General features: G+C 41.1%; 12 protein-coding genes. All 12 read right to left on the bottom strand.

The features are described from left to right. Positions 1–2 precede the first annotated feature (2 nt). The 12 genes from MKX42_RS27805 to MKX42_RS27860 all read right to left on the bottom strand — a co-directional run bounded on the left by MKX42_RS27805 (position 3) and on the right by MKX42_RS27860 (position 25,379). A complete protein-coding gene (locus MKX42_RS27805) occupies positions 3–2,693 on the bottom strand; it encodes a DEAD/DEAH box helicase (protein ID WP_340756233.1) in 2,691 nt (896 codons plus the stop codon). Between the two features lie 230 nt (positions 2,694–2,923). Continuing rightward, positions 2,924–5,410 carry a pPIWI_RE module domain-containing protein gene (locus MKX42_RS27810; protein WP_340756235.1) on the bottom strand — a complete coding sequence of 829 codons (2,487 nt, stop codon included), beginning with the start codon at positions 5,408–5,410 and terminating at the stop codon, positions 2,924–2,926. Further along, the gene (locus MKX42_RS27815; protein ID WP_340756237.1) at positions 5,407–8,490 is read right to left on the bottom strand and encodes a pPIWI_RE_Z domain-containing protein; all 3,084 of its coding nucleotides are present in this window, start codon (positions 8,488–8,490) and stop codon (positions 5,407–5,409) included. Before MKX42_RS27815 ends, MKX42_RS27810 begins: the two co-directional genes overlap by 4 nt. Next, on the bottom strand, positions 8,487–9,548 hold the full coding sequence (locus tag MKX42_RS27820; RefSeq protein WP_340756239.1) for a restriction endonuclease-related protein: 1,062 nt from the start codon (positions 9,546–9,548) through the stop codon (positions 8,487–8,489). The genes MKX42_RS27815 and MKX42_RS27820 overlap by 4 nt, the downstream gene beginning before the upstream one ends. A gap of 189 nt (positions 9,549–9,737) precedes the next feature. Beyond that, positions 9,738–11,510, bottom strand: a complete 1,773-nt coding sequence (locus tag MKX42_RS27825; protein ID WP_340756240.1) for an ATP-binding protein — start codon at positions 11,508–11,510, stop codon at positions 9,738–9,740. Beyond that, complete coding sequence (locus tag MKX42_RS27830; protein WP_340756242.1) at positions 11,494–12,702, bottom strand: hypothetical protein; 1,209 nt, start codon at positions 12,700–12,702, stop codon at positions 11,494–11,496. Before MKX42_RS27830 ends, MKX42_RS27825 begins: the two co-directional genes overlap by 17 nt. Positions 12,703–13,002: 300 nt before the next feature. After that, entirely contained in the window at positions 13,003–16,095 is a 3,093-nt protein-coding gene (locus tag MKX42_RS27835; protein WP_340756244.1) for an SMC family ATPase, read from the bottom strand. After that, positions 16,052–17,248 carry an exonuclease SbcCD subunit D gene (locus MKX42_RS27840; RefSeq protein WP_340756246.1) on the bottom strand — a complete coding sequence of 399 codons (1,197 nt, stop codon included), beginning with the start codon at positions 17,246–17,248 and terminating at the stop codon, positions 16,052–16,054. The genes MKX42_RS27835 and MKX42_RS27840 overlap by 44 nt, the downstream gene beginning before the upstream one ends. A gap of 205 nt (positions 17,249–17,453) precedes the next feature. Continuing rightward, on the bottom strand, positions 17,454–20,525 hold the full coding sequence (locus MKX42_RS27845; protein WP_340756248.1) for a type I restriction endonuclease subunit R: 3,072 nt from the start codon (positions 20,523–20,525) through the stop codon (positions 17,454–17,456). Between the two features lie 15 nt (positions 20,526–20,540). Then, positions 20,541–21,836, bottom strand: coding sequence for a restriction endonuclease subunit S (locus MKX42_RS27850; RefSeq protein ID WP_340756249.1), 1,296 nt, complete (start codon positions 21,834–21,836; stop codon positions 20,541–20,543). Then, positions 21,826–23,322, bottom strand: a complete 1,497-nt coding sequence (locus MKX42_RS27855; RefSeq protein ID WP_340756250.1) for a type I restriction-modification system subunit M — start codon at positions 23,320–23,322, stop codon at positions 21,826–21,828. Before MKX42_RS27855 ends, MKX42_RS27850 begins: the two co-directional genes overlap by 11 nt. Positions 23,323–23,420: 98 nt before the next feature. Further along, positions 23,421–25,379: a DUF4145 domain-containing protein gene (locus MKX42_RS27860; RefSeq protein ID WP_340756252.1), complete on the bottom strand. Its 1,959-nt coding sequence runs from the start codon at positions 25,377–25,379 to the stop codon at positions 23,421–23,423. Positions 25,380–25,502 lie beyond the last annotated feature (123 nt).

Genomic DNA, 25,502 nt, shown 5'->3' on the forward strand with positions numbered 1-25,502 from the left:
CCTTAATCGTTCCTCTCGATTAAAGATTTCAGGAGTATCTTTGCTCCAGGTTTAAATAGTTCAACATTGTACTTACCAGGGAGTTGAACACAACTTGGACATCCTTCATTGCACGGACAACTCTCCATAAGATCTAGAGCCTTGCGCATCACCTTAGCTGTATTCTCATAGATTGCCTCGATCGTCCCAAGCCCAGATCCATTTTCTCCATAGAACCCTATAACTGGTCGATTAGCAAAAGTAGACAGTCCGCTTGTAGAGAAACCTGAAAAATCATTAGTATCACAAATGATCATATCTGGAATTACCGATGTCATAGCGTGCTGAGCAGCATGAAGTGAAGCTTCTATCAGCATCTCGGTAGTTCGATGTTCACTTGTCCATTCCTGGATATTCTCTTTTAACAGCAGCCAATTTGAATCTGTAATGGTTAGCCAAGTTCCTTCTGGAGCAAATTTCGTTACAGATGGATGAGTTAGAGCCACTTGTTCTAAATCGCTCTTTTGCCCAAAAAACAGTTTTCTGTAGCCAAATACACTTCTCTTAATTTCTAACTCACCATAAACCATATGAAACTCTTCAAAATCACGTCTCTGGTACGTCTGAATAATATCGATAGTATCTTTATAAGAAGATTGAGTATGATAAGTTAGCTCCTGAATAGGTAAAAGAATAATCTCACCTTTCCGGCGATTAATGGAATCTACACGATAGGCTTTATCGCCTGGTGTCCAATAGATGGCTCCTTCATGGAAATCCCTCATGGCACTCCATTCATTCAGGCCATCCACTACAGAATGATTCTGTCCACGAATAGATACATTGTAGCTCTGACCTGAGATAGAACGTAGACTAAACTTCTTATCAACAACTACTTCATCTATTCCTTCAGCTGCAACCGCAGTCTGTAAGACGGTCTGAATATATTCCTCATGTAGGGTCGGAAACATACTTTTCAGATCTATTTCCGTTAAATTCCGCCCAAGTTCTTCCTTGAGTAAAGGTAAATGAAGCTCTAATAGCTTATAATTAGTCGGATTAATCCTTACAACCTCAGGTGCTTTATGCAGAAATTCATGCGGATTGCGCATATAATATTGCTGAAGGGGATCATCCTGCCAGATGAGTATTGCGACTCCCTCACCTTTCCGTCCTACTCGCCCGATCTGCTGTGAGAATGCCGCCTTCGAACCAGGATATCCAACCAAAACAGCCAGACTTAAATCACCAATATCAATCCCTACTTCAAGTGCATTCGTAGTAATAATGACGTGGATGTCGTGGGATTTCAGACGTTCGATAATTCGTTTCCGAGTCTCATTAGGCAATATTCCCGTGTAAAAGGCAGCTAGTTTTTCTCCATCGACACGTTCCTTTGGCAAGCGAAGCGGCTGTCTTAAAACGTCTTTAATATATTTGGTAAACACCATCGTCTGACTCCGGGAGGGCTGAAAGATAATACTCTTAATTACTTTCTGATTGACTGTCATAGCTTGCTTAGCAATCGTAATTGCATCCGTTGAGGGTGCACGTCTAACCTGCTCACCAGCTGATATCCCTGGATTCCATAGAACGATCTCTTTGCGCTGATGAGCTGAACCATCCGTATCAATGAGTACAAACTCTTTAAGACCTGTTAGATCCCGAGCCAATTTCACCGGATTATCTATGGTAGCCGAACTGGTTATGATCTGAATGTTTCGGGTATTTCCTAGCTCACGGCAAACCTTAAGCAATCGGCGTAGTACAAGTGCAACATGGGATCCAAACGTACCTCGATACATATGCATCTCATCGAGCACTATAAATTTGAGATTGCAAAGATAATTTCGGATATGCTGACCTGAAGAATATTTCAACGCTTGAACCTGTCCAAGAATTGAATAATGGATCATATCCGGGTTGCTCATCCATATCTGTGCTTTTTCCATAATTCGCTGCCTTGGCCCATTCTCCGTATCTCCATCTAGTCGACCTGCATGTATGATACGTTCATCTAACTTCAACTCGGTCTCAAACCACTCATCCAAGGATGGCTGATTGGTAGATTTGATTTCACCAAAACGTTTGAGTTGATCCAATTGATCATTAGCTAAGGCTTTGGTTGGAAACAGATACAATGCTTTATCTTCCGGGTGTTCATAAAGATAACTAAGAATAGGTAAGTTGTATGACAAGGTCTTTCCTGAAGAAGTAGAAGTAACTAACACCACATTAGATTTTGCATGGACCGCTTCTGCTGCTTCCCTCTGATGAACATAAAGTTGATTTATGCCCATTCGGCTCAAAGCTTCCCGTATCGGCTGCGGTGTGAATTCTGGAATTTCTGCATAAATAGCTTCTTTGGCCGGTAACGTATGTACGTAGATCTCTGCATCCTCAACATCGGCTAATGCTTTTAGCTTCTCCAGAACTTCATGAGCGGAGAACTCACTACTGCTCACACCCGGAATCCGAGAATCTTCGCATAACGGAATTTCAGCTTTTTCCAGATGGACAACAGCCTGACATTCCGGGCAGTAGACTCCTTCCAGATGATTTTTATAGATTTCCATTATGGGTGACCAATCTGAACATTGGATTCCAGTGGGGGTATACTCTAATCTCCGCTGCTCTCCAACCTGACTAATTCTATGAGATATTTGAACAGCCTTAAGCATGCTTGAACATACTGAACATTTTAGAAACGCCATTTCTACTCCGCCTCCATCCATTCATCTTACCGCTGTTTCCATTAGACCATATTACCTAGACATCCACATGTCAGCGAACGTATGTTCATTTGAAAATATTCCCTCATTCGAATTAATTCGACAAAACAGGTCAGAAGTCCTTGCTAATTAAAAGCTAACTAAAAAAGACGACAAGTATGTCGTCTTGATTAATCTCAGCTTTATATTGCCTGTACCTATAAGAATACACACTACACCAACTCCTCAACCTCCTCCCAAAACTCCACTTCCTCATCAAATTCCGGATCATAATTCTTCTCTTTCCCAGTTAAATATTTCGACAGAATTTTTGTGATCCGTATACCATACGGATATATTGTATGTTTATCGTAATTCAGACCTACTCTTCGCAGCTGATCAACTAAATTAGCCAGATCATCACGTTCCATCTCATCCAGCTCTCCCAGAGGAATATACTCAACTGCTTTCTGCTGAAGCAGCTGTTTGCTAGGAGACAGGAACTTGATATCTTCATTTCTCACACCAGACCATGCTCTTGGCCTTCCACCAACACCATAATAAATCCCTAGTGGATCTTTGAAGATCCCCGAAGCTTTGTTGAATTTCTCTTCAGCATCATCTTCAATAATCCTATATTGTGGCACATCATCCGTCATATTGACACGTATAAACTTAAGACGAGCATCATTTACTAGTCGTTCGCTCAGATAAGGAACTTTATCGTATTGAAGGTCAGTATTTCGAATGACTGGAAGCCAGTCCTTTCTCAGCGTCGCATTCATCATTACTGTTAGCTGCTTCACATCTTGACCAAGCTCAATCTCAATAACTCTGACTATAAAATTTAGAAAAACCTGTTTGCTTTGGTTCCATTTGCCCGGATTGTCCAACATTTTCACCTGTTCCAGATAAAAAGGTGCCTCTCCTAATGGTAACCATGACTCAATTCCGAATATCTTGAACATTATTTCTGTACCGTCCATTTTCGATATGACAGGTAAATATTTGTTGTCTGCTTTTAAAATATTAAATGACAGAATTGGACCGTATGAATCTACCTTGGTCACATTGTTGCTTAGGAAGCCTGCATCATTAAGCAAATCAAATAATGCATTGATTATGCGAGCAGTATTCCCCTTCTCATCTCCTGTAAGAGGATGTATGAACTGAGTAAGACGTCTTGCCTTTTTCATCCCTTCCCTTATAGCTCTCTTAGGATCACCGTCTTTGCTCCAGTTTTCTTTAGGCGCAATCTCCACTAATGCCAATGTCCGCTGATCTCCAGAAGACCGTTCTTCATTAAGCAGCTTGTTAATTTGATTCACTCGCTTGATAAAGGCAACATCAGCTTTAAATGTTCCAACTTCCAGTTCACTCACAATTTCAACAGGACTGCAGTGTACGAACTCTATCGTTACATCCTTATCACAATTGAGGTCATAAACATTCTCTGAAATTTGACGATTAAAGATTATTGATTTATTTTCCAGTGATTTTTGTTCAGTCGTATAAACTTCTTTCATTGCAGTAAACATTTCCTCACTACTATAAACCTCAATAATTAGCTTTTCTGCTTGATGCGCGACAATGGGGAACCGAATATCATTCATACGCTTACGAGGGATCTCTGGAATATGAAATATCGGTGTTAGATGATCCATTGCAAGTACTTCTTTAAACTTATTAAACAGACCACTTTTCTCCGACAACCCGAGTCCTGACTTCACAAAGTTACCTTTGCCATTGAAAGAGTGATGATTGACTACATAGGCAGTAACTTCACCATTTCCGTCCAGGAATGCAGCAGGGTTAAAGAGCAACATATCCGGTTCGAAGGATTCTCCGTACAGAACATCCCAATACAAACCATCCAGGGCTGTTTTCCAGACTGCAAAAGGCGGTATTCCCTGTCCACTACCAGCACGACGCTCAAACTGAAGCTGTGAGAAAGAAAGCTTTTCTTGCAACGAATACGGATTACGGACTGACACAAGAACAGAACAGGCATGATCCGCTTTTAAATAACAAGAACCTTCCTTAATTTGTGCATTCTTCAAATACCGACGTGTACCTACAGTTACAAGAAGAAGCGATCTCTCAGTATCCCCACCACGATTCTTCAGTTCAACCTTCAGTACATACGAAAAAGGATCGTGTTTCGGTGATTTTCTGATCGGATTCGAGACACATTCATGCTGATTATTAAAGATCGTATGATGAAACTGGAACTCCTCTACTATACCTTGACCTAACTCAACTGTTCGCAGTTCTTCGCAGAACTTATGAGCTGCCAAGCCAGGAAGCCATTGGTATTTATCAATAGATTCATGAAGTTCACCAAAGCTAGAGGATTGCCATACCAGTTCGGCCTCTTTAACCACTTCCGGTAGATTTGCTTCTGAATATCCTTTCAAATGTGCAAACCAACCTAGAGTAAGCTTTTTGATATGAGACTCTGGAATTTCAACAGTAGATACAATCCATGGCAAGTCTTTTTGCAGTACTTTATTATTTAAATCCACATGAACAATCTCCGGGAATATACTCTTTAGCTTCTTGCAAAGAGGTTCAACTTTGTAAGCAAGCTTGTGGTTTTGAGGTGTAGCTTGTGTAATAAAAAAATTTCGCCAGCTGTCCGGCATATGCATGACATGAATCGTTTCATGATAAAATACCACTTCATTTACTTCCAGTGCAAAGAGCTCCATTCTGTTCATAGACTGCCTCCCATATTCATATTATTAATCGCTTCGCTAAAGGGCCCATATAAACTTTGGAAAATAGCATCCTTCATGTTCTTGCGCATAATTACTGCCCATACTTCAAGCATTGAATATCCTTCAGGGTTACCTGCTGGTTTAGCATTGAACTTAGCATCACAGAAATAGACACGGGCATCTAACCCTCCACGCAGCAAACGACCGATCATCTGCCATACTGGAACAAAAGTGTACCATCCCATAATCTCTCTTTCTTTGGGACTTAAGATCGACCAGAAATCCGGTTTCATATACATATGCTCCAGCTTACCGCTGCTGATTTGCCGTAGCTTGGTAACCGCCTTATCGTAAATAAGGTTCTTTCCTTCTATCCGACGCAAATATTCTGGCAAATACGCATGTAGGACCTGAACAAGATAGTTCAAATCATTGGGTATGGGGTAAGGACGAACCAGAAAGAATACTGAACCGAAGAGGGCCTCTCCCTGCCTATCTAATATGTTATATCCCCGACCAACAGACAATAGGGGTACAATCAATACCTCAGCCCGGTCCCGATAAAAGGACTCGATCAACACTCTGGAATACTGATCTTCTTGGTGACCATCATTTCTTGAGAGCGCCTTATATCTGCCCGTCCAAGTTCGATCATTTCGAAAAACACTGCAGACCGTTTCAACATCATCATATGAGTTAACAACCAGCAATACTCTCCTGTTGTTACCTTCAGTTCTCCAGTGATTCAGTTCATATTCAATATCTGGCTTTAGATGCTGTACCATCCCTCTTAAATATTGATCTCTCTGTTCTGGATCACGAATGCCTGACACCGAATAAAATTCTCCACGAACCTCATCAAGCACGGGCTTATAATTCATGTGAATAACTGAGCTTTGGCGGTTGGCTCGCAGCAACCATTCTGAAGGTGTCTTCAAGTCATAATGAGCTGACTTCGGAGCATGACTGGTTCCAGAGAGAAATACAACCGCAGGACCTGCTTTCCCGTCACATTCTTGATACAGATTATGCCAATCATGAAGCAGCAGACGGCCCACTGCAGTGTATTCAATCAGCTTGAACTTTCCGGTCTTTTCATTGTCAGGCAATTCATATTTATATCCCAAGGTAATCCCGGTCATCGCTTCTTTCATAAATGCCTGATAATCCCTCTGCATAGTAAACAACGGGGAGAAATTAATCGTTAGGCCAAGTTTAGCTTGAATCATAGGAAACGTAGTTAAAATGTACTTGATACTCTCCTCTGCCCTACATAAGTACAGGAAGAATTCAAGCTGCGCAAAGAGCAGTTCTTTTTTCACCCTGGGTTTAAGGACACCGCTCACTTTGGATACAATCTGCTCCAGGAGTCTCTGCTTCTGTTCGGAGCTTTCTGCATCTACAATCTCATCAACGATTCTTGAGAGTATTGGATCCTTGTATGGGGCCGAGGCATATTCGCTGAAACGTTTGAATACCCTTGACTGTAGTTGAGCATTGCCAGAGAGTTTTTCACTTAGTGTGCCAGCCAGTGCTGCCACCCGAATCAGATTATTCCTGATATCTTTCCTAAGCGTCTGAGACAATTCCAGTTTGTTATAAATTCGCCAGATCATCTGATCCAGCATACGAAGCCTATCGTTCCACTCAATAAAGGCAGGATCACCAGCATACTGACCATAATATCCACTGGTTAGCTCATTAGACTCATATCTTAACTGTTCAAAGATATCGTCGGCTGCCCCAAACACATTGTATTGTGTTAAAAAGGTCTCATCGAACTGCTTCTGCACCTGATCCGCTTCATCTACAAAAACAACATCGAGCAGGTCATACATGGCTTCGTAAATCGTTCTCTCCAAGGGATCAATCACTGCTGATATACGTGTCTTCAGCACACTTGGCGCAGTGGCCACCCATACCTCAGCATTCTGCAAGGAAGATAGATCTTTATATACACCACAGGCATGTGCAAGCGGGCATTTCACAGATGTATCGTCTTGCTGCAACTGGATACAAGGATATCTGCTGCTCCGATCATAATCTTCAGCCAACGCTTTGATGATACAGACATTGGATAAATGAATAAGTGACTCATACTGCTGGCTCTGCCAATCACTAACCTCTTGAATGCCACTGCTATTCGCAAACAAATAGTTATTGAGATGTTCTTCTCTGGAGGTTCTCCCAATAACAGGAACAGCATGTATTCCAAGCTTACGCAATTCTTTGACACGTTCAAGGGCCTGCATAACACTACCTTCAATAAAGCCTACCCTTGCACCCTCATGTTTTACCAGCCGGTAGGCTTCCATCATCATAAAAGTCGACTTTCCTGCTCCAAGCCCCCCACCAATGTGTTGATTCTCTTGATACACAAATTCTAGATCCATACCATCAAGCGATTCCAAAAGCACAGACTTGGCCCTACTTACCCACATGGCCGATGCTCCTAGGAGTTGATCCATCTCAGTTGCTAATACAGCTCCGTTATATGGGACCGAAAGCTTAAATATTCTTTTAGGCCGATACGATGGCAGAGGTTTGACTTCATTGGAGAGCATAGATTCAGGGATTTCCCCCTGGAAGGTAATCCATTGCCCACCTCGAATCCTTCGAGAGTATGTAAACACTTTTTCATTAGCAAAGGGTTTAGTATTCAACTGGCGTGGGATGGAATGTTCAAGGATATTGCTATAGATAGAAGAACGGTCAATTAAATAGCGCGGAGCAATACGAACTGCTCCTTCATCCTCCTTGATCTCGTATAACCGATACTCACTCCCAATTTCCCCATAAGCATTAATTCGTTTCAAGAGATTCTTCTTGGTTCGCAGTTCAGGAAATAGAATTCTCAGCCGGGTGATGATGTCCGAGCGAGTTGTATGTTTCAGAATGGGTTCATTGTAACCAACCAAAACTGACCACGCTTGATGGATAGATAGCTTAGGATCGATCAAAGTACAACCTGTAATGAATAATTCCATGCTCACCAGAAGGTTAATTTCGGACTTACGCAGTTGAAGTGATTCAAACGCCTTGATGATACCTTCTGAAAGATCCCAATAAGTCTGCCTCACAGAAACACCTTCTTCAGCGTGGATTCAATTTCTTTCTCCATAATCATTTCGATACATGCCCTAGCAGTTTCGTTTAGCAGATTCATACTTCGTTCACGATAAGATGCGAAGAGCTGGCTGCGATAATTCGGAACTACAATAAGGCATTTGTTCTTGTACTTTTCCAGGTAGGCATGACTCTGATGATTGAAGAAATTAGCAAGCGTCCGTGGATCTCTGAAATCCTTGACATCAAGAAATATACTCTTGCCATCTCCGGATACTAAGAGATCATATTCATCCACATTGGGATAGAGCTCAACCTGGTATCCTTTATGAATCAATCGTTCGGCGATTCTAAGTTCAGATATTCCAGGCAGTAATACAAATCTTTGAATTCCGGGCACAAGCCGCAATACTCTTTCCCTACCAAAATCAAAAGAACTCATGCGCTCAAAATCAGCAAGCAGATGACAGATATCTTCCTTATTACAACGCCACCGGTCATTCTTATACTCCAGGGTCCATCCACAGTGGGGGCACTTCCGAAAGTTTGCCACCGCAGGTGTTATTTCTTCATAACATTGTTTGATCAGATTCGTTAGTTGAATATCAAGGAATGTATCAGCAAATTGGGACAATTGAAAGGAAGTAACTACGGCATTTTTGGGATTAGATAGAAACGTGCGGATGCGAGTATATTCCTGCTGAAGCTGTCGGTCTTCTTCTCGGCAGTACTTCAGGATCTCATACATAGTCTGTTGCTCAGCATCCTGTGGGGAGACATATCTGTTCAGGAACTCATCAGCATCCGGCGTTAAGCCAATGAATTCTTCTAATAAAGGAGCATCTTCGGGGTAATGGTCTTGGAGGTCAGGGATTCCCCATTCTTTGGAGGGGCGATGAAGTATCTGCAGTAGATGATATAGATCAACCGGAGGTTGAGCTTTAGAAGCAGCTGTCTGTTCAATGAATAGCAGCATTCCCTTATAAAGCTCGTCCGGAATCTTACCATAGTTGCCCTGCCATTTGTTAATCCCTGTGATCAGGGACAGAAGAGCGTCATGCGTTTTAGCCATAGAGCACCATCCTATTAGAAGAGTAGTTAGGTATAGGATAAACTATGGGTGTGACTGGGAGTTGTCAGCGAATGTATGTTCGATATAAATATGCCAGAGTATTGTGTAAACAATAACCTGTACTGATCTACGCTTCAGTACAGGTTACCCATATAATGCAAACTATACTTAGATATCAACAATATAATGCTATTCTTTCCTCCACCGTTTTACAACTTCACTAAACTCAACATCTTTCCAAGGTAAATTCCATTCCGAATGGAATTTGATGCTTTGAGATTTTGGTTCTGGTTTTGGAATTTCTAGCTGAACTAGAGTTGGCATTAGTACCGCGTCCCCAACAACTAGACACTCTCCAGGAGAGAGGTTTGGCAATATTTCAGCAATTGCATTTGAACTTTCTGGCATCAAATTTCTTACATAAGCTTGATCGTTATGATTAGTTAATCGGAGCGCAACATAATTATTACATTGAGCAAAGATTGTTTCAGACACTTCTGATGGCCGTTGGCTAACTACCATTAGACTCAATCCGTACTTCCTACCTTCTTTAGCAATTCTCTCGATTGACTTTTTAGAAGAATTATATTCTGCTCCACCTGATCGCGGGATATAATTATGTGCCTCTTCACAAACCACAAGTACAGGAATATCATTTAATTCCTTATTCTTATGTTTCAGTTTAGAGTAATGAAAACAAAAATCAAATATCAATCGAGAAATTAAACTGACAGTAATACTAAGTACTTCAAAAGGCACACCGCTCAAGTCAACAATAGTTACATTCGATTTGTTTATATATCCAAGAAATTGCTTTAATATTTCTTCAAAGTCATTAGTCTTATAGACCGAACCATCTTCTTTTTGTGGGTTCAGTAGAAACGATAACCGTTTATCCGACAATTTAGTTTCTAATCTTGAAACAAATCTATTAAATTCACCGTAAAACGGCCCATTACTTGCTTTATTATCCTTTGACGTTGAAGATTGAACAAAATCAAGAACTTGGCTAAAGTAGTAATCTTTTCGATTTGTTATTAATGTTCCATTAGATAATTTAGGACAATTCTCACCGTCAAGCTTACCAATTACTTCACGGTTCATATTTTCTATGTAATTGAAAACTTCTTTAATTGCAAAAAACACAGGGGTATCATAAGTTATATCCGATAAATGAGAATTATATTTTTGTTTATTCAAGATCACAGCATTTTTAAACTGCGATACTTGGTTGTGGGAATTGCTCTCGTTACTTTCAATAAATATTGCTTCGAGTTCTTCGGAGTTCATCAACCAATAAGGAAGCTTTATTTTATCCACAGTCAAGTCATTTAAGGTGAAATTTTGATCTTCTTCTAAAGTGAAAGCTGCCGCGTACTCAGAATGAATGTCGAAAATAACAATATGTGAATTCTTTAGTAGAGTAGAATTTTGATTTTGATCATTATTAATTCCAACAGCATTCTGAAGTATTTTTGATACTGCACATGATTTTCCTGCTCCCGTTGAGCCTACTACGGCAATATGCTTACTAAAGAATTTATTCCCATTTATATTTAATTCTATATGTTTATTTTGAGATAATACACCAAGCGGAAAATCAAACTCGTCGTCGGAACGGAAAATTCTATCTAATGTACCAGTATCCACAATATACACGGGCTCTGTTGGAACAGGGAGTGTAAGACTACCTCTATGAAAGAGACCGTCTTCAGTTATGCAACCTATGGGTTGCGAGTCAATGATGAACCTAAGGCCGTCACTAACGTCATAGTTAATCGCCTTTAGATTTTGTATTATCGATATTATATGGTTATTATTCCCTTCTGATATTTTAAGGTACTTCCCAATTTGCAAATGCTCTTTGTTGTCCTCTAATATCGATAGCTTGTCAACCATAATACTTATTAGATTTGGAGCGCTAGAGAGAACCTTCCCAATTATATTATTCAAATGTATCACTCATTCCCAATACAAATTTCACTTCTTGAATTTTCTTAAGACCTATCTTTTCAATATATATATCTTGGTCGTCAATATTATCCAAGTCTGAGTCGCTAAAGATGAAAAAATCATCACACTTCATTTCATTTAACAAATGTGAATTATTATCACACCTTAAAATCCTCAAGGAAAACTCATCATTTGTATTACTTCCTATCCTCACTCGAATTGGATCCATGAAGAATTTATTCTTATCAAAGAAGCTGCCTACCACAAACCCATCATTAAACTTGATACCTTTTTTGTATAACCTTATTCGGATGTCCTCAAATACTTCTGGAGAACATTTCAAATAAAAAAGTGGGGGTTTATCATGTAAAATTTTGAAGTGATATTTTTCTAAGTAATCTGAAATAAAAGTAATGATACATTCATTAAAGTTATCTAGATAAGAGTCACTAATAAAGAAATATCTTGATCTTGAGTTTTTTTTCAAGTTTCCACTTAACTGTTTCCTTCGCTGCTTAATTAATTGGTCAAATGTCTTTAATTCGCGTGTCCAACGTGTGATTGCTGTGCTACGGATTTTCGTTAAATTCTCAAGTAAGACTGTTTTTTTGATTTTCCTATCATCAGCACCATGCTTGGTACTTAACTCTGCAATCATTTGAATGGCATTTGGATAAAAAAGAGATTCTATATCTCCTTGTTGTAATCCATTAACTTCAAATGCATTATTTATTTCGTCGATAAGGCTATTTATAGTGGGCCCGAACTCAAAATGAAACTTAGTTAGAAAATCATCAATATCAACTTTATCCTTTAGTTTTTTAATGTAACTTTGAAATTTTATATTTGAAGTAGTTAGGATTGTTTCAATGTCTACTTTTGTTAGTTGTTTGGTTGTGCCACTTATTTCACTTGGAAAATGAGCAAACAATATGTATTGGATATCTCTTTTACTGTTATCATAGTAATGACTCATCATCTGTAAAACAGGTTTGTATATGGTACTCAGATTAAATGCATTTTGGCTTTCGTGGTATTTACACTGAATTGCCTTCGTGACGAAAGGTGTATTAATTTCAATATCCTCTACAATGCCCTCTATAGTTATCTCTTCATCATCTTGTGAGTTTAGTATTTCGACTAGTGTTTTGTTAAACTGATACAGGAATCCAGAAATAGTATAATCTGCCGATCGTGACAATGTTTTAGTCCACCTTCTTCCTTTTCAACATATTACCACACAAATCTGTACTTAGAATAGCTGGATTTGGAGATTTATGTAACAATTTTATCCTTGAGAATCCTTAATCAAAATATTAATATTCCTTTATTAAAGTATGATTAGTTAGGATAACCAAGTTCTTATTTGAAAGCAGTGTTAAGATCCTAAAAATCACACTATAAAATGGGGGAGGCCTTCCCTGGTTTACAAAGAAGGACTCCCCCGTTCTATAGCCTTATAAAGGATTTGACTAGCGCTCCAGCGTTCTTATTAAACAACTTAACTCACATCAAAATTAGTATAACTATACCCTTCTCTAGTTTTCTTCACCTCCAGGATTGCCGGTATCGCGCTCTTCAGCTCCTGGACATGTGAGATCACACCAATCATTCGGCCGGACTGTTGCAAGTCAATCAGAGTATCAATGGCTTTGTTCAGAGACTCTTCGTCCAGTGAACCAAAACCCTCGTCGATGAACATGGTTTCTAGTGAAACCCCGCCATCATAGGCTTGAATAACATCTGCCATTCCGAGCGCTAGACACAGCGAAGCATTAAACTTTTCTCCACCGGATAATGTCTTAACATCCCTCATTTGACCGGTGTAATTGTCATACACATCAAATCCAAGGCCACTTTGCTTGCCGCGTTTCTCCATGCGGTTGCTGCGGACAAGGTAGTATTGTCCTCCGGACATCTTTTGTAGCCGATGGTTTGCATTGTGAATAATTTTATCTAAAAACTCAATTTGAAGATAGCGTTCAAAGGAGATCTTACTACTATTTTCTCCGCGCACAACATCATACAAATCTTTCACCACTTGGTACTCACGTTCAGCCTCTTGGCAGCTACGCTCAGCCTCAAGAATATTCGCCTTAAATTCCGAGCCTTTATCAGAGTTATTCCCAGCTTGGATAGACTCAGCGCGAACGATATCAATAGATTGCTCCAGATCATCTAGAAGCTTCTGCAGGATGGCAAGATCTTGACGTTCTTTACCTGCCAGCGTGAAGGTTAATTCCTCAATTTGCTTGGTTACCAATGCCAATGAGGACTTGTGCATATCAATCTGACTCTTCAGCTCAGCTTGAGCACTATTGCTCATCTTCGCTGCTTTATAGCTTTCTTCTGAAGCGAACCCAACCTGTTCTAACACTCCGAGGTAGCTTTGAAGAGCCTTGTCCTTATTGGTAGTCGCTTCGCTCTTCCCATTCTCAGCATTGACTCGGCTTGCAGATGCCTTGATATTCCGTTCGTTCGCTTCCTGGTATTGACTCTGTGCTTGCTTCCACGCGCTCTCAAGTTGTCTATTGTTAACCTCTGCACTCTTGATATGCTGTTCTAATTTCCCGAGACTACGTACTTCTTCTGGCAAGCTGGATAACGATTGATCAAATAATGCTTTCTCAGTTACATATTCTGTATTTTTGCTATTGAACAAATTTAGCGTCTGTTCCTTTTGTTTGCGTAACTCCTCCAATTTGCTATCCAGCGTATCTAATGCTTGCTTGAGTGGAGCCAACATAGAATTATCTTCCTTCAGTTGCTTCTCCTCTTCAACCAGTGCCTTTCCCTCTATTTGCAGATCAGCATAAACAATCTGAATCCCTTCTAACGGATATCCCAGTTCAAGCAACTGCTGCTGCTTCTCTAGAATCTGTTGTTGCGTAGTAGTTAGTTTAGCTTTTACTTCGAGATATTTTTTTTCAAATGAAGATTTCTCCTTACGCATCCGTTCAAGCTCTTCTTTGGTAGGAATGTCGCCGGTGGCAGCAGCTTTTTGGGGATGATCAAGACTTCCGCAGACCGGACATAACTCACCGTCATGAAGATGACTTGCAAGCAATCCTGCTTGTCCTTCAATCCAGAGTTCCTCAATTGTAGAATACGCCTGATCCGCTTGCTCAAATGACTCTTTATTCCCTCTTTCTTCTGCTTGTTCAATTGTAAGTTTGTCTAAAAGGCCGAGATATTCTTTCATAGTTACAGCCTGCTGTCTTAACTGGTTAAGCTTTTCAGTCTTTGCCGGCAAATGAAGAACCTTAGCTTCCAGTTCCTTAACTTGCGCTGCCTTAGAGAGTCGATCGCTCTGCTTCATCTCCAGCTCATCAATTGCACCGTTCAACTGCTTAGACAAGGTATCCACTTCTATCGTAAGCATCGTGACTCGTTGCTGTCTCTGGTCAATCTCTTTTACTGCTGGGAGATATCCTTGAAGTCGATCCAGTTCACGCAAAGATTGATTCCGTAATTCTTCCTTTCCCTCTTCCTGCTTATAGAGAGCAATAGCCGTATTGAGGGCAGTTTCAGCCTGCAGGCATTCAGTAAGCGCAGCTTCGAGCAACTCGCTTTTACGACTTAGTTCACCCGTCATTTCAATATTATGTTGTTCATAGACCTGAAGGTGAACCGCTTGCTCCGCCAGAGATAGCTGCTCTGTTTGCTGTTTGATAACATCCTCTTGCGCTACCAGCTTTTGCTTTACTTCAGATTTTTGATCTAACAGATCATATTGTTCATTCACCGCTCGAGCTTGATGATAAACTGCCGTATGCTCTTGGAACTTTGTCATTTCAGATTGCAGCAGCTGCTTCTTTTCTTTCAGTTGCACAGTATAATATTCGATCTCTTTATTCAATGCTTCAAGCACTTGATAAGTATTATGGTTCTCCTGCTCAAAAACCTTGTATAAGTCAGAGACTTCACGCCCCCCTAGAGCACCTTTCACATTACCGATATGATACTCCAGCATCTTCGCTTGCTCCGAGCAAATTTGCTGCATGTCCTTCCGTTGTTCATTCAAATGGTCCGTGACCTGTTTATATAACCCTGTCTTAAAAATCCGGCGCAAGATCTCTTCCTTGTTCTCTGTCTCTGAAGTTAGCAGTTTGCGAAATTCACCCTGTGGCAGCATAACGATTTGGCTAAACTGCTCCTTGGTGAGTCCTATGAGTCCACGAATTTTCTCATCTACCTGCGACACAATAAAGCGATCGACAATGGGAATTGCCTTTCCACTGCTAATTTCGTACAGCTCATAGCTATCTCCTGTCGCCCCCTTGTTACCGGACTTCACATGGGCCAACTGCCGAAATACACGATATATCCGACCTTTTAGTTCAAATTCCAAATCAACAGAAGTGTGTGTCTGGTCATCGGCGAAATGACTGCGGAGCATCTTGTTATCATTTCTGTCTTCACCACTAGCATCTCCATACAGAGCAAAACAGATTGCGTCAAAAATTGATGTTTTCCCGGCCCCCGTATTCCCTGACACCACAAATAAGCGATGCTCTTTAAGCTCAGAGAAATCAATAATCTCTGTATCCTTATACGGCCCGAACGCCGTCATTGTCAGCTTGAGCGGTCTCATAACGCTCACCTTCTTTCTCCAAGATCTCCTGCAGCGTTTCGATAAACAACTTCTCTGTTTCTGGTGATAGATCTGTTCCTCTTACGTCTTTGTAAAAAGCTTTGAACAGCGAAAGTCCATCCATTTTCGCTCGTCCATCAACCGCCTGTGACTCCCCAATCAACCCTGGGATCATCATCTTGCGTTCAACATGCATTGCGTTAGGATAGACAGAGCGTACTCGTTCCATTGGCGATGACACCAACACTTCATCCAGCAAGCGGACGAACACATAATCCTCATTGATGACATGACGCTCAATATCTGCGATAAAACCTTCGACTGTACGCAAATCACGTCGTGGGGTCAGCAATTTTCGTTCAATCGTTGTATTTCCATGCTGATCTAGGTGGACAATTAAATATCCCTTGTTATGATGTTCTTCCGAAACCGAATACTTTAACGGTGAACCAGCATACCGGACTGTTTCGTTTCCTACATGATGTGCCTGATGCAAGTGACCTAATGCGGTATAATGGAATCCGTCAAAAAATTCGGAGCTTACATGTTCAGCCCCACCGATGGACAGCGGCCGTTCAGAATCGCTTGTATTATCCTGTGCTTCACCGCCAGGCGTCACGAAAGCATGTCCCACAAAAATTTGGCGGGCGTTTGGGTCCATCGTTCTCTTAATATTCTCCGTAATCTTCTGCATGGCATCATTATGTGTTCTAATACTCTCATCAGCGAGTAAATAACGCACTTTCCCAGGCTCAGCATAAGGAATGAGATGGAAGTGAACTTCACCATGCTCATCATTCAATACCACTGGCTCCATGGAGGTGGTAAGTTCCCCGGCGATATGTAGCCCCGAGGCTCTCATAATACTGCTTCCGAAATCAAGACGGCTTGGACTATCATGATTACCGGCGACGGCGAGCATAGGGATCTTCAACTGAAGTATAATCTTCTGCAACACCCAATCAAGTAGAAGCACTGCTTCCGTCGGCGGAACCGCACGATCGTATAGATCGCCTGCAATAATGATGGCATCGGGCTGCTCCGTTTCAATATCCTTAATGAACTGTTCTAGGATGTATTGCTGATCCTCTGTCATATAGACGCCTTGTACCAGCTTGCCGAGATGCCAGTCTGCTGTGTGGAATATTTTCATAGTTTTCCGTCCTTTCGGATATTCTTTCGCCTAACTTAACCGTTATAGGGTTCCTATTTTTTTTGTTACTCTATATTAACAAAAGTTCGCTGACAGTGGGTTGTCAGCGAACTCTTGTTCTTGTGATGTGATTTCATATAAAAGTTTAATTGCCGACTACTATGTTCTCTATTTTTAAATCAAATCGTATAATGCAATCCATCCCCTATAAATAAGTCCCTCTCGTCTCCGCAGCTATGGAAGGATTTGTCCAATGGGTCCTCTGAGTATACAAGTTGTTCTTCATTTGCAGTTCAGCTTGCTTAATCACCAATTCTGTTGCATCTTTGATTTCATCAGGCGGGTATTTATATTGCTTCAATAAACGTTTGATGAGGGATCTCATATTGGCTCTGGCATCGTTACGTTTTTCCCAATCTGGAGTTTTGTTATCATTAATCAATTGAATCAATCTCTTTGCCATTTCTCGTAGAATATCTGATTTATAATGCGCTTTGATCAGCTCTGGTTTTGCCAACGCATCATAGAACGCCTGCTCCTCAGGTGACAATTGCAAATCTATACCTTCATTAGTTGCCGATTCAATCTCCTTAGCGATATCGATCATCTCGGTAATTAACACATTGATATCTTCAATATGGTTGTACCGTTCGACGATAACTTTTAGTTTGTCGGAGAAATATCCCGAACGAACAATATTCGTTTGCTCGAACCATTTGATCTTATCATCGAGTAGTTTTTTCAGGATGCTGGCCGCAACGTTTTTACGTTTCATCGCCATGATCTTCTGCAAATTTTCAACGGATAACAGGCTCTTTTCTTGCTTTGCAGAAATGGAAACTACCTCGTCACCATCTCTTATAATGGCTTGTTCGATCATCTCCGATATTTTCCGTTTGAACGCTTCCACATCAGGCATACCATCTCGCTCTACCTTAACGATAAACGATTTGATCGCTACGAAGAAGCTCACTCGGACGCGCACTTCAAAATCCAGCGCAGTCGCACAAATGGTATACGCACTTTGCAACCTAACTACATGCTTCAAAAAAACATCCTTGGCGCGTTCCTTCAGTACATGCTCGACACCATCCTGAATAAGTTCGAACCGTTCTTTTGGTGTAGCTTCCAAATACCTGCTAAAATCAAAGCCATGAAACATCCCTTCCAGAATTTCCACTTCGGTCATTAGGATTTCCTTGGCTTTTTCGATATCTGGCACACTATTCTTGTCTCGATTGGTATAGGTATTTAAAGCTTCTTTCAAATATTTACTCAAGCCAATATAATCCACGATCAGTCCGGACTCTTTCACTTTATATACGCGGTTCACTCGTGCAATACACTGCATCAAGTTATGTTCCTTCATAATTTTATCTATGTACATCGTATCTAAGCAGGGGATATCAAAGCCGGTTAACCACATATCGACCACAATGACTATTTTAAGATCGCTGTCTTCTTTTTTGAAAAGGTTAGCAAGTGTTTGTCGGGATTGTTTGGTTCCTATAATATCGCGCATTTCTTGAATATCCTTATTGCTATCCGTCATAACCAGACGAACGTGATCGGCTAAATCCGGTGCTTTCTCTTGGATCAGTTGATACATCCGAAAAGCAATTTTGCGTGAATAGGCGACAATCATCGCTTTACCTTTGAGCATATCTTTGCGAATAGTATAATGTTTCAAAATATCATCCACTACCAGATTCAACCGATCTTCATCACCAATGACCGCTTCCATCGTCACGAGGTCTTTTTTTAATTGTTCAATCTTCTCGAGAGAAAGACCTTGTTCTTGAATTTTCGAAACTTCATGATCAATCTTGTCGAGTATCCCCTCATCGAGATGCACCTTGGCTAAACGATTCTCATAGTGTAAATCCACAGTTGCTCCGTCCATCTTGGCTTGTGTCATATCGTAAACATCAATCAGTTCACCAAACACCCCGATAGTTGATTTATCATTCGAGTCAATAGGAGTACCAGTAAATCCAACGAATGTAGCGTTCGGTAACGCATCCCTTAAATATTTGGCATAACCATAGACCAGCTCAGCTTCCAGCGTCTTTTTATCGATTCTAATATCAGGGTTGACTCCGTACTGGGAGCGATGGGCTTCATCTGCTATAACAATAATATCGTGCCGATTGGAGAGCATCCCTGTTTCTTCAGTGAACTTCTGAATCGTTGTAAAGATGATCCCTCCCACAGAGCGCTTATCTAACAACGTATTAAGATCCTCCCGTGATTCGGCACGAACCGGGGATTGGCGAAGATATTCCGTTGCACTGCCGAAGGTCCCGTGAATTTGCTCATCTAAATCATTCCGATCTGTTACAACAACTAACGTCGGATTGTTCAACTTTTGAATTAACCCTGCAGATAGAAATACCATCGAAAAAGACTTGCCAGAACCCTGCGTATGCCAAACTACACCACCGCGTTTATCTCCATCAACAGCATGAACGACACTATCGATGGCTTTCTTCATACCATAATATTGGTGGTACGCAGAAATAATCTTGGACTTTCCTCCTGCAAAAAAAGTGAAGTTCTTTACAACATCCAATAGCCGCTCTTTGTGCAATAAACCTTTGATTAGCGTACCGATCTGCGCAATGTGAGGTGCATCTACAATAGGGGAATCCATATCAACCTTTTTCCATTGCATAAAGTAGTCATAGTCAGAGGTGATCGAGCCAAAACGGGCATTTACCCCGTCACTAATGATACTAAAGGCATTATAGTGGAACAGCGGTTTGATCATATCTTGGTACGTCTTGATCTGCAAATAACCATCATGAATCGTCGCTTGCTCACGCACGGCTGATTTCAATTCAATGACTACGAGCGGTAATCCATTAATGAATAGAACGATATCTGGGCGTTTCTCAGCTTTATGAATGACTGTGAATTGATTGATTGCTTTGAATGAATTGTTATGCGGTTGTTCAAAGTCCATCACTTTGACAATTCGCGCAGGAATGTCCTCCCCATGCACTTCAATTCTGACGCCTTCGATTAGATAGCGATGGAATAGTTGATTGGCGGAAACAAGACTGCCGTCGTCGATATAGAGAATCTGACGAAAAGCAGCTTCTATAATTTCAGAGGATAGAGTTGGATTCAGAGCATAAAGTGCCTCTCGTAGATCATCCTCTAATACTACCTTTGCATAATCGCGCACTAGATCGTAGCCGTTTTGTATGGTGTAGTTCAGTTCGTCATGCAATAGTTCAAGTACTACTGCTTCCAGGCTATCTTCTGTAAACATAAGTTCACCGCCAATTTATAGTTCGATGTTGGAAACGTCGATTTCTCCGGACATGAGTTTTGGGAGTAGGGTGTTTCTTACATTTATAAGTTTACGATTTTCTTTTTCAATTACATTCTTCTTTTTGAAAACTGTACTTAATAAACTTTGACACCTAGCCTGAATATCACTTGAAGGATTTATAACTTTGACTTTCCTCAACTCAGATTGCCTAATCCCTGTAACAGTAGTACCTGTTGCTCGGCCTACAATTTCCCCCATCACTTCTGAGGTCCTTAAATACATGTACAATATTTCGGGAATAATGGCGTTACTATTTGCTCTGATAGCAAATAGCCTTTGACTCAGACAATATTTATCATCATTTGCTTTAAAATATAATTCCCCGAGTGGTGCCTCTGAAGTTAATAGAATATCTCCGTATTTTAATTCATCTTTCATCCATAGATTATAAAGTTCTTCATCAACTCGGTTCGCTTGATCTAAATTCACGAGACCTTCATTTTTAATATTTTTTGCCGAAAGGGCAATTATCCCAGTCTCACTCCAGTTCCTACCAAGCTTTTTAGGTGTCTTACCTCTATAATCTATAATAATTTCTGTTAGTGATTCAATATTGGATACTTCCCAACCTAAGGGAATCATTCCCACCTCACTTTTAATCATTTCTCCACCGCTAGACTTATAGGGTTCATTATTTTCATTTGGAAACTCAAAATCAACAAACCATTGCTTGAAAATCGCCTGAGCCATTTGCTCAAGCACTTTGTTCATGCGGTTATTAAGTTCGATTCTGTTGCATATTGAAAAATAATAATCTCCTATAATCTTTTGTATCTTCATAGAAGGGATAGGAATCAATAACTTGTCTAAATCCCCTTTTTTAAAATGCGGTATTAATGTACCAACATGATAATTAACAATCTGATTCTGAAATTGAGAACTTCTTAGAACGGCAAATAGGTATTTGTTATCAACAATGTCTTCATCAACACGAAATGCCATCATATCTTGTGCTATGCAAAAGTTTACGGGGTCTGGTACAAGACAAACCCTACCTGGTGTTCCCTTATTAACGAATATAATATCACCTGGTATAGGGTGTGCTCTAAACCAATTATTGTAAGTATCTTCAGATATAAATCGCACTTTTTCGAACACTGGATAAAGTTCATTGTCTTTAATACAGTTTGTCGCAATTAGTGGAATTCCCGTGTCTGATGTTGGTGCAGTTTTCCCACGATTATCAACTATAAATTTCAATACACTCGTTAATGGTCGATATTCTATATTTTCTACACTAAAACTCATACCCAATCCCCCCCAGACTCTTCTTAATCTTCTCATCCAGCACAGAAGACTCCGACATCAAATCTGAAAGCTCAGACACAAGCTTCTCCATCTTTTCCTCAAACGGCTCATCATCCACGATTTCTTTCACGCCAACATATCGCCCTGGTGTTAATACATAATCATGCTTCTGAATTTCCTCAAGACTTGCTGATTTGCAGAAGCCCACTTCATCCTGATAACCCTCGCCCTTAAGCCACTTATGATAGGTTTCTGAAATCAAGGAGATATCTTCATCTGTTAACTCCCGTAATTTACGACTTACCATTACCCCCATGGCGCGGGCATCGATGAATAGCACTTCACCTTTGCGCTTCTTTCCACGTCTCAGGAACCATAAGCACACAGGAATTCCTGTTGTGTAGAATAATTTATCTGGCATGGCTACAATACAATCGACTACGTCTTCATCAATGAATTTAGTCCTAATGGTACCTTCCCCCGCCGTTTGCGAAGACAATGAACCATTTGCCAAAACAATCCCAGCAACTCCCTTGGAAGGTTTCAGTTTATTCAGCATATGGGAGAGCCAAGCATAGTTGGCATTGTTCTTAGCAGGGATACCCCATTTCCAGCGCGGATCATCAAGCAAACTGTCTTGTCCCCAATCACTTATATTAAATGGAGGATTGGCAAGCACATAGTCAAATTTCTCATCTCGGAATTGATCGGAATGAAATGTGTCTTCATGCGTCTGACCTAAATTGGATTCTATACCGCGAATGGCAAGGTTCATCGTTGCTAGTCTTCTCGTCTCTGCATTTAATTCCTGTCCATATACCGAAAGCTTGAACGTACTGCCGCCATGTGCTTTGACGAATTTCTGAGCCTGTACGAACATTCCACCAGAACCACAACATGGATCATATATCGTGCCCTCGAAGGGTTCGATCATATCTACCAATAGTTTTACTACGCTGCTAGGGGTGTAGTATTCCCCACCACCTGCGCCTAAGATAAAAGCGAATTTACCGAGAAAGTACTCATAAACACGACCAAGTGCGTCCTCTTCAATTAATAACGTATTAGAGTTCTCAAAAACCATAATGACTTCGCCAATTCTACGTTGGTCAATATCCGCACCCGAATAAATTTTAGGAAGAACGCCGGCGAGATTTTTATTTTCTTTTTCAATAGCAATAAAAGCCTCATCAATGATTTGACCTATGTTAGGCTTAGTCGCATGCTCAATGATGGATTTCCAACGTGCTTCTGTAGGGACATAAAATACATTAAAACGTTCGTATTCATCCCGGTCATCCTCGAAACCATCACCTTCTGCAATCAGTTCGTTATATCTTTGCTCGAACCGATCCGATATGTATTTGAGAAATACGATACCCAGTACAATATTTTTATATTTGGAGGCATCTATACTACCTCTAAGTTTATCTGCTGCTGCCCATAGCTTATCTTCGATGCTCGATACTAATTTTTCATTTGCCATTGCTTCGAACGCTCCTATCATGATGTTTAGTTGTAGTATTATTTTAATTTTGAATAATTAGGAGGATGAAGATTCATTTAATTAGGAAGTCCATGCTATTAATCAGACTTCCGCCCAAAATAACTATACAGCCGATACTCACATATCTCCCGCGTCCACTCATACAGCATTCCCCGGTCAGTCTCCCGCACATTAAACAATAATTTAAACTGCCCTTTGGCATACGCGACCACTTTATTGGAACTTCCCCCCCAGGTGCCCATAGGCATCCTTGCGATTACCCGGGCAGTTTTGTCTAGCGGATCGTCCCACAGTTTACGCGACTCATCATCCGAGAAATCAATGCTCTTCTTATCCGGGTTATTCATATAATAGGCGTAAAAGAAGGGGGCGGATTCTTCAGCCGTAATCGGCTGCATCCAGCCGTCCTGCCCGCGCTCCAACATACTGAGCAGCACAACCATTTTATAGCTTTTCCGCATGATGGTCGATTCCGTTTCCAACAGCCATTGCTCGTAGCGCTGAGCCACTCCGGCTTCCCGCTTGTCCAATTCTTTGGCTTTCAGCAGAAATAAGTAGTAGGAGCCGAATAGTTGGCGAAACTCTTTACTATCACAAGCTCCCTGCTGATGCATCTCCAAGTAGGTTGCACGTCTGCCCAGTTTCTTTTTCAGCGCTCTATAAGCAATAACTAGATTGGCTTTGCGATTACCGGAACCGATCAATTTCTTCTCATCTTGAATGGATTGTTCCAGCTGCTTAATGAACTTGGCAATGATTCTGGCACCAGCACCGCTAACATTGTCTGTAATCTCTGAAAGCTCAACCGGTAGATTATGAATGGCTGTCCATCCCCGCTTTTGGCGCATACTGCGAAGCAGAGAGTCACATCCGGTAATTTGCAGTTCGTCCAGCGTAAGGTCGGACATAGATGCTGGGAAATGAATTTCCCGTTGCTGATAGGTCCGAACGATATCAACCATGTCAGAAGACAATACATCTATAAGCTGTTCTTCTATAACTGTATCCATCGTTTCTTCTACGAAAGAATCAGTCTCAATTTTGGGCTGATCCAGCTCAATCCATGATTGATCAGGTAGATCAGTAATATCCCCTGCTGGCCTATTTATCGCTAATTCAAAATCATCCAGAATTCGTTCCTTATCCTGTTCCTGAATAGCCGGCAAACTCAAATAGCGCTCAACTGACGGGGCCTTCCCGGTCAGGAACCAGGCTGGCTGCCGTTTGGTTGATCGACTTCCGTTTCTGGCGAATTTGAAATAAAGACCCTGATCTTTCAATGGAAATAGCTCATCTTTGATTTCCCATCCCCCGATTACCCACAGAGCTCCATTGTTTGGCCGTTTGTCTATAGTGGAAAGCCCGCGACTGGCCAGGTAGTTGCCGATTTCCAGCCTCTCTTCTATATCTAAAGATTCGATTAACTCCGCTACGTTAGACACTTTTTCTGTAGCCGGCATTCCACCGTCTAAATTACCATCTTCTATTACTACCGGTTTTTGCCGCGTCCATTCATCCAGACTGCCTGCCACCTTGGAGATACTTTCCTGCAGAAACTTAAACTGCTCCGTCAATGTCGGCAACAACTTCGTCTCAATCTGCTCATTCAATAGCTGTCCCAGTTGTTCACTTACAAGTTCATTTGTAACAAGATCGGGACTACTTTTTGAAGGCTGTAAGGGCATCTGATAGGCTGGTGTCTCAATCTCCAAGGATCCATAAGATTCTACATACCACGAAGCCAGCGTGAAGATATGTCTTTGGGCTGTAATTGCCAGTTCAATGGGAATTGATTTGACATTATGGGAGGCCTGATTTCCACTCAATCGCAGCCATTCAAAACTGGTCTTGATCTCTTCAGGTAGAATCCCTTCCCGGGACAGCTTATGTATCCGTTCGTTATGTTTCAAGGCGAACACATTTTCCAGATTCTCTTGCTTGGATACGATAGAGGCCAGTTCTTCACTGAATAGCCTACCCTGCGTCAGTGTAGCACGTGGATTGCTCCACACCGCTTCTTCCGCTTCAACAGCCAAGACGGAGAGCCCATTATGTTTGCCTCTTCCAAAAAGGAGAATAATGACACCATAACTTGGTTGATCGCCTCCTGTATAAAATAGAAAAACGTGTATCAGTGGTCGCCATGGTACGCAGCTCCA

This window comes from Paenibacillus sp. FSL R7-0204 (genome assembly GCF_038002225.1).
GTDB lineage: Bacteria > Bacillota > Bacilli > Paenibacillales > Paenibacillaceae > Paenibacillus_AQ.

Excerpts from the sequence above, each read along its gene's own strand:
- MKX42_RS27805 (WP_340756233.1), bottom strand. The coding sequence starts at position 2,693 with ATGGCGTTTCTAAAATGTTCAGTATGTTCAAGCATGCTTAAGGCTGTT.
- MKX42_RS27810 (WP_340756235.1), bottom strand. The coding sequence starts at position 5,410 with ATGAACAGAATGGAGCTCTTTGCACTGGAAGTAAATGAAGTGGTATTT.
- MKX42_RS27820 (WP_340756239.1), bottom strand. The coding sequence starts at position 9,548 with ATGGCTAAAACGCATGACGCTCTTCTGTCCCTGATCACAGGGATTAAC.
- MKX42_RS27835 (WP_340756244.1), bottom strand. The coding sequence starts at position 16,095 with ATGAGACCGCTCAAGCTGACAATGACGGCGTTCGGGCCGTATAAGGAT.
- MKX42_RS27840 (WP_340756246.1), bottom strand. The coding sequence starts at position 17,248 with ATGAAAATATTCCACACAGCAGACTGGCATCTCGGCAAGCTGGTACAA.
- MKX42_RS27845 (WP_340756248.1), bottom strand. The coding sequence starts at position 20,525 with ATGTTTACAGAAGATAGCCTGGAAGCAGTAGTACTTGAACTATTGCAT.
- MKX42_RS27850 (WP_340756249.1), bottom strand. The coding sequence starts at position 21,836 with ATGAGTTTTAGTGTAGAAAATATAGAATATCGACCATTAACGAGTGTA.
- MKX42_RS27855 (WP_340756250.1), bottom strand. The coding sequence starts at position 23,322 with ATGGCAAATGAAAAATTAGTATCGAGCATCGAAGATAAGCTATGGGCA.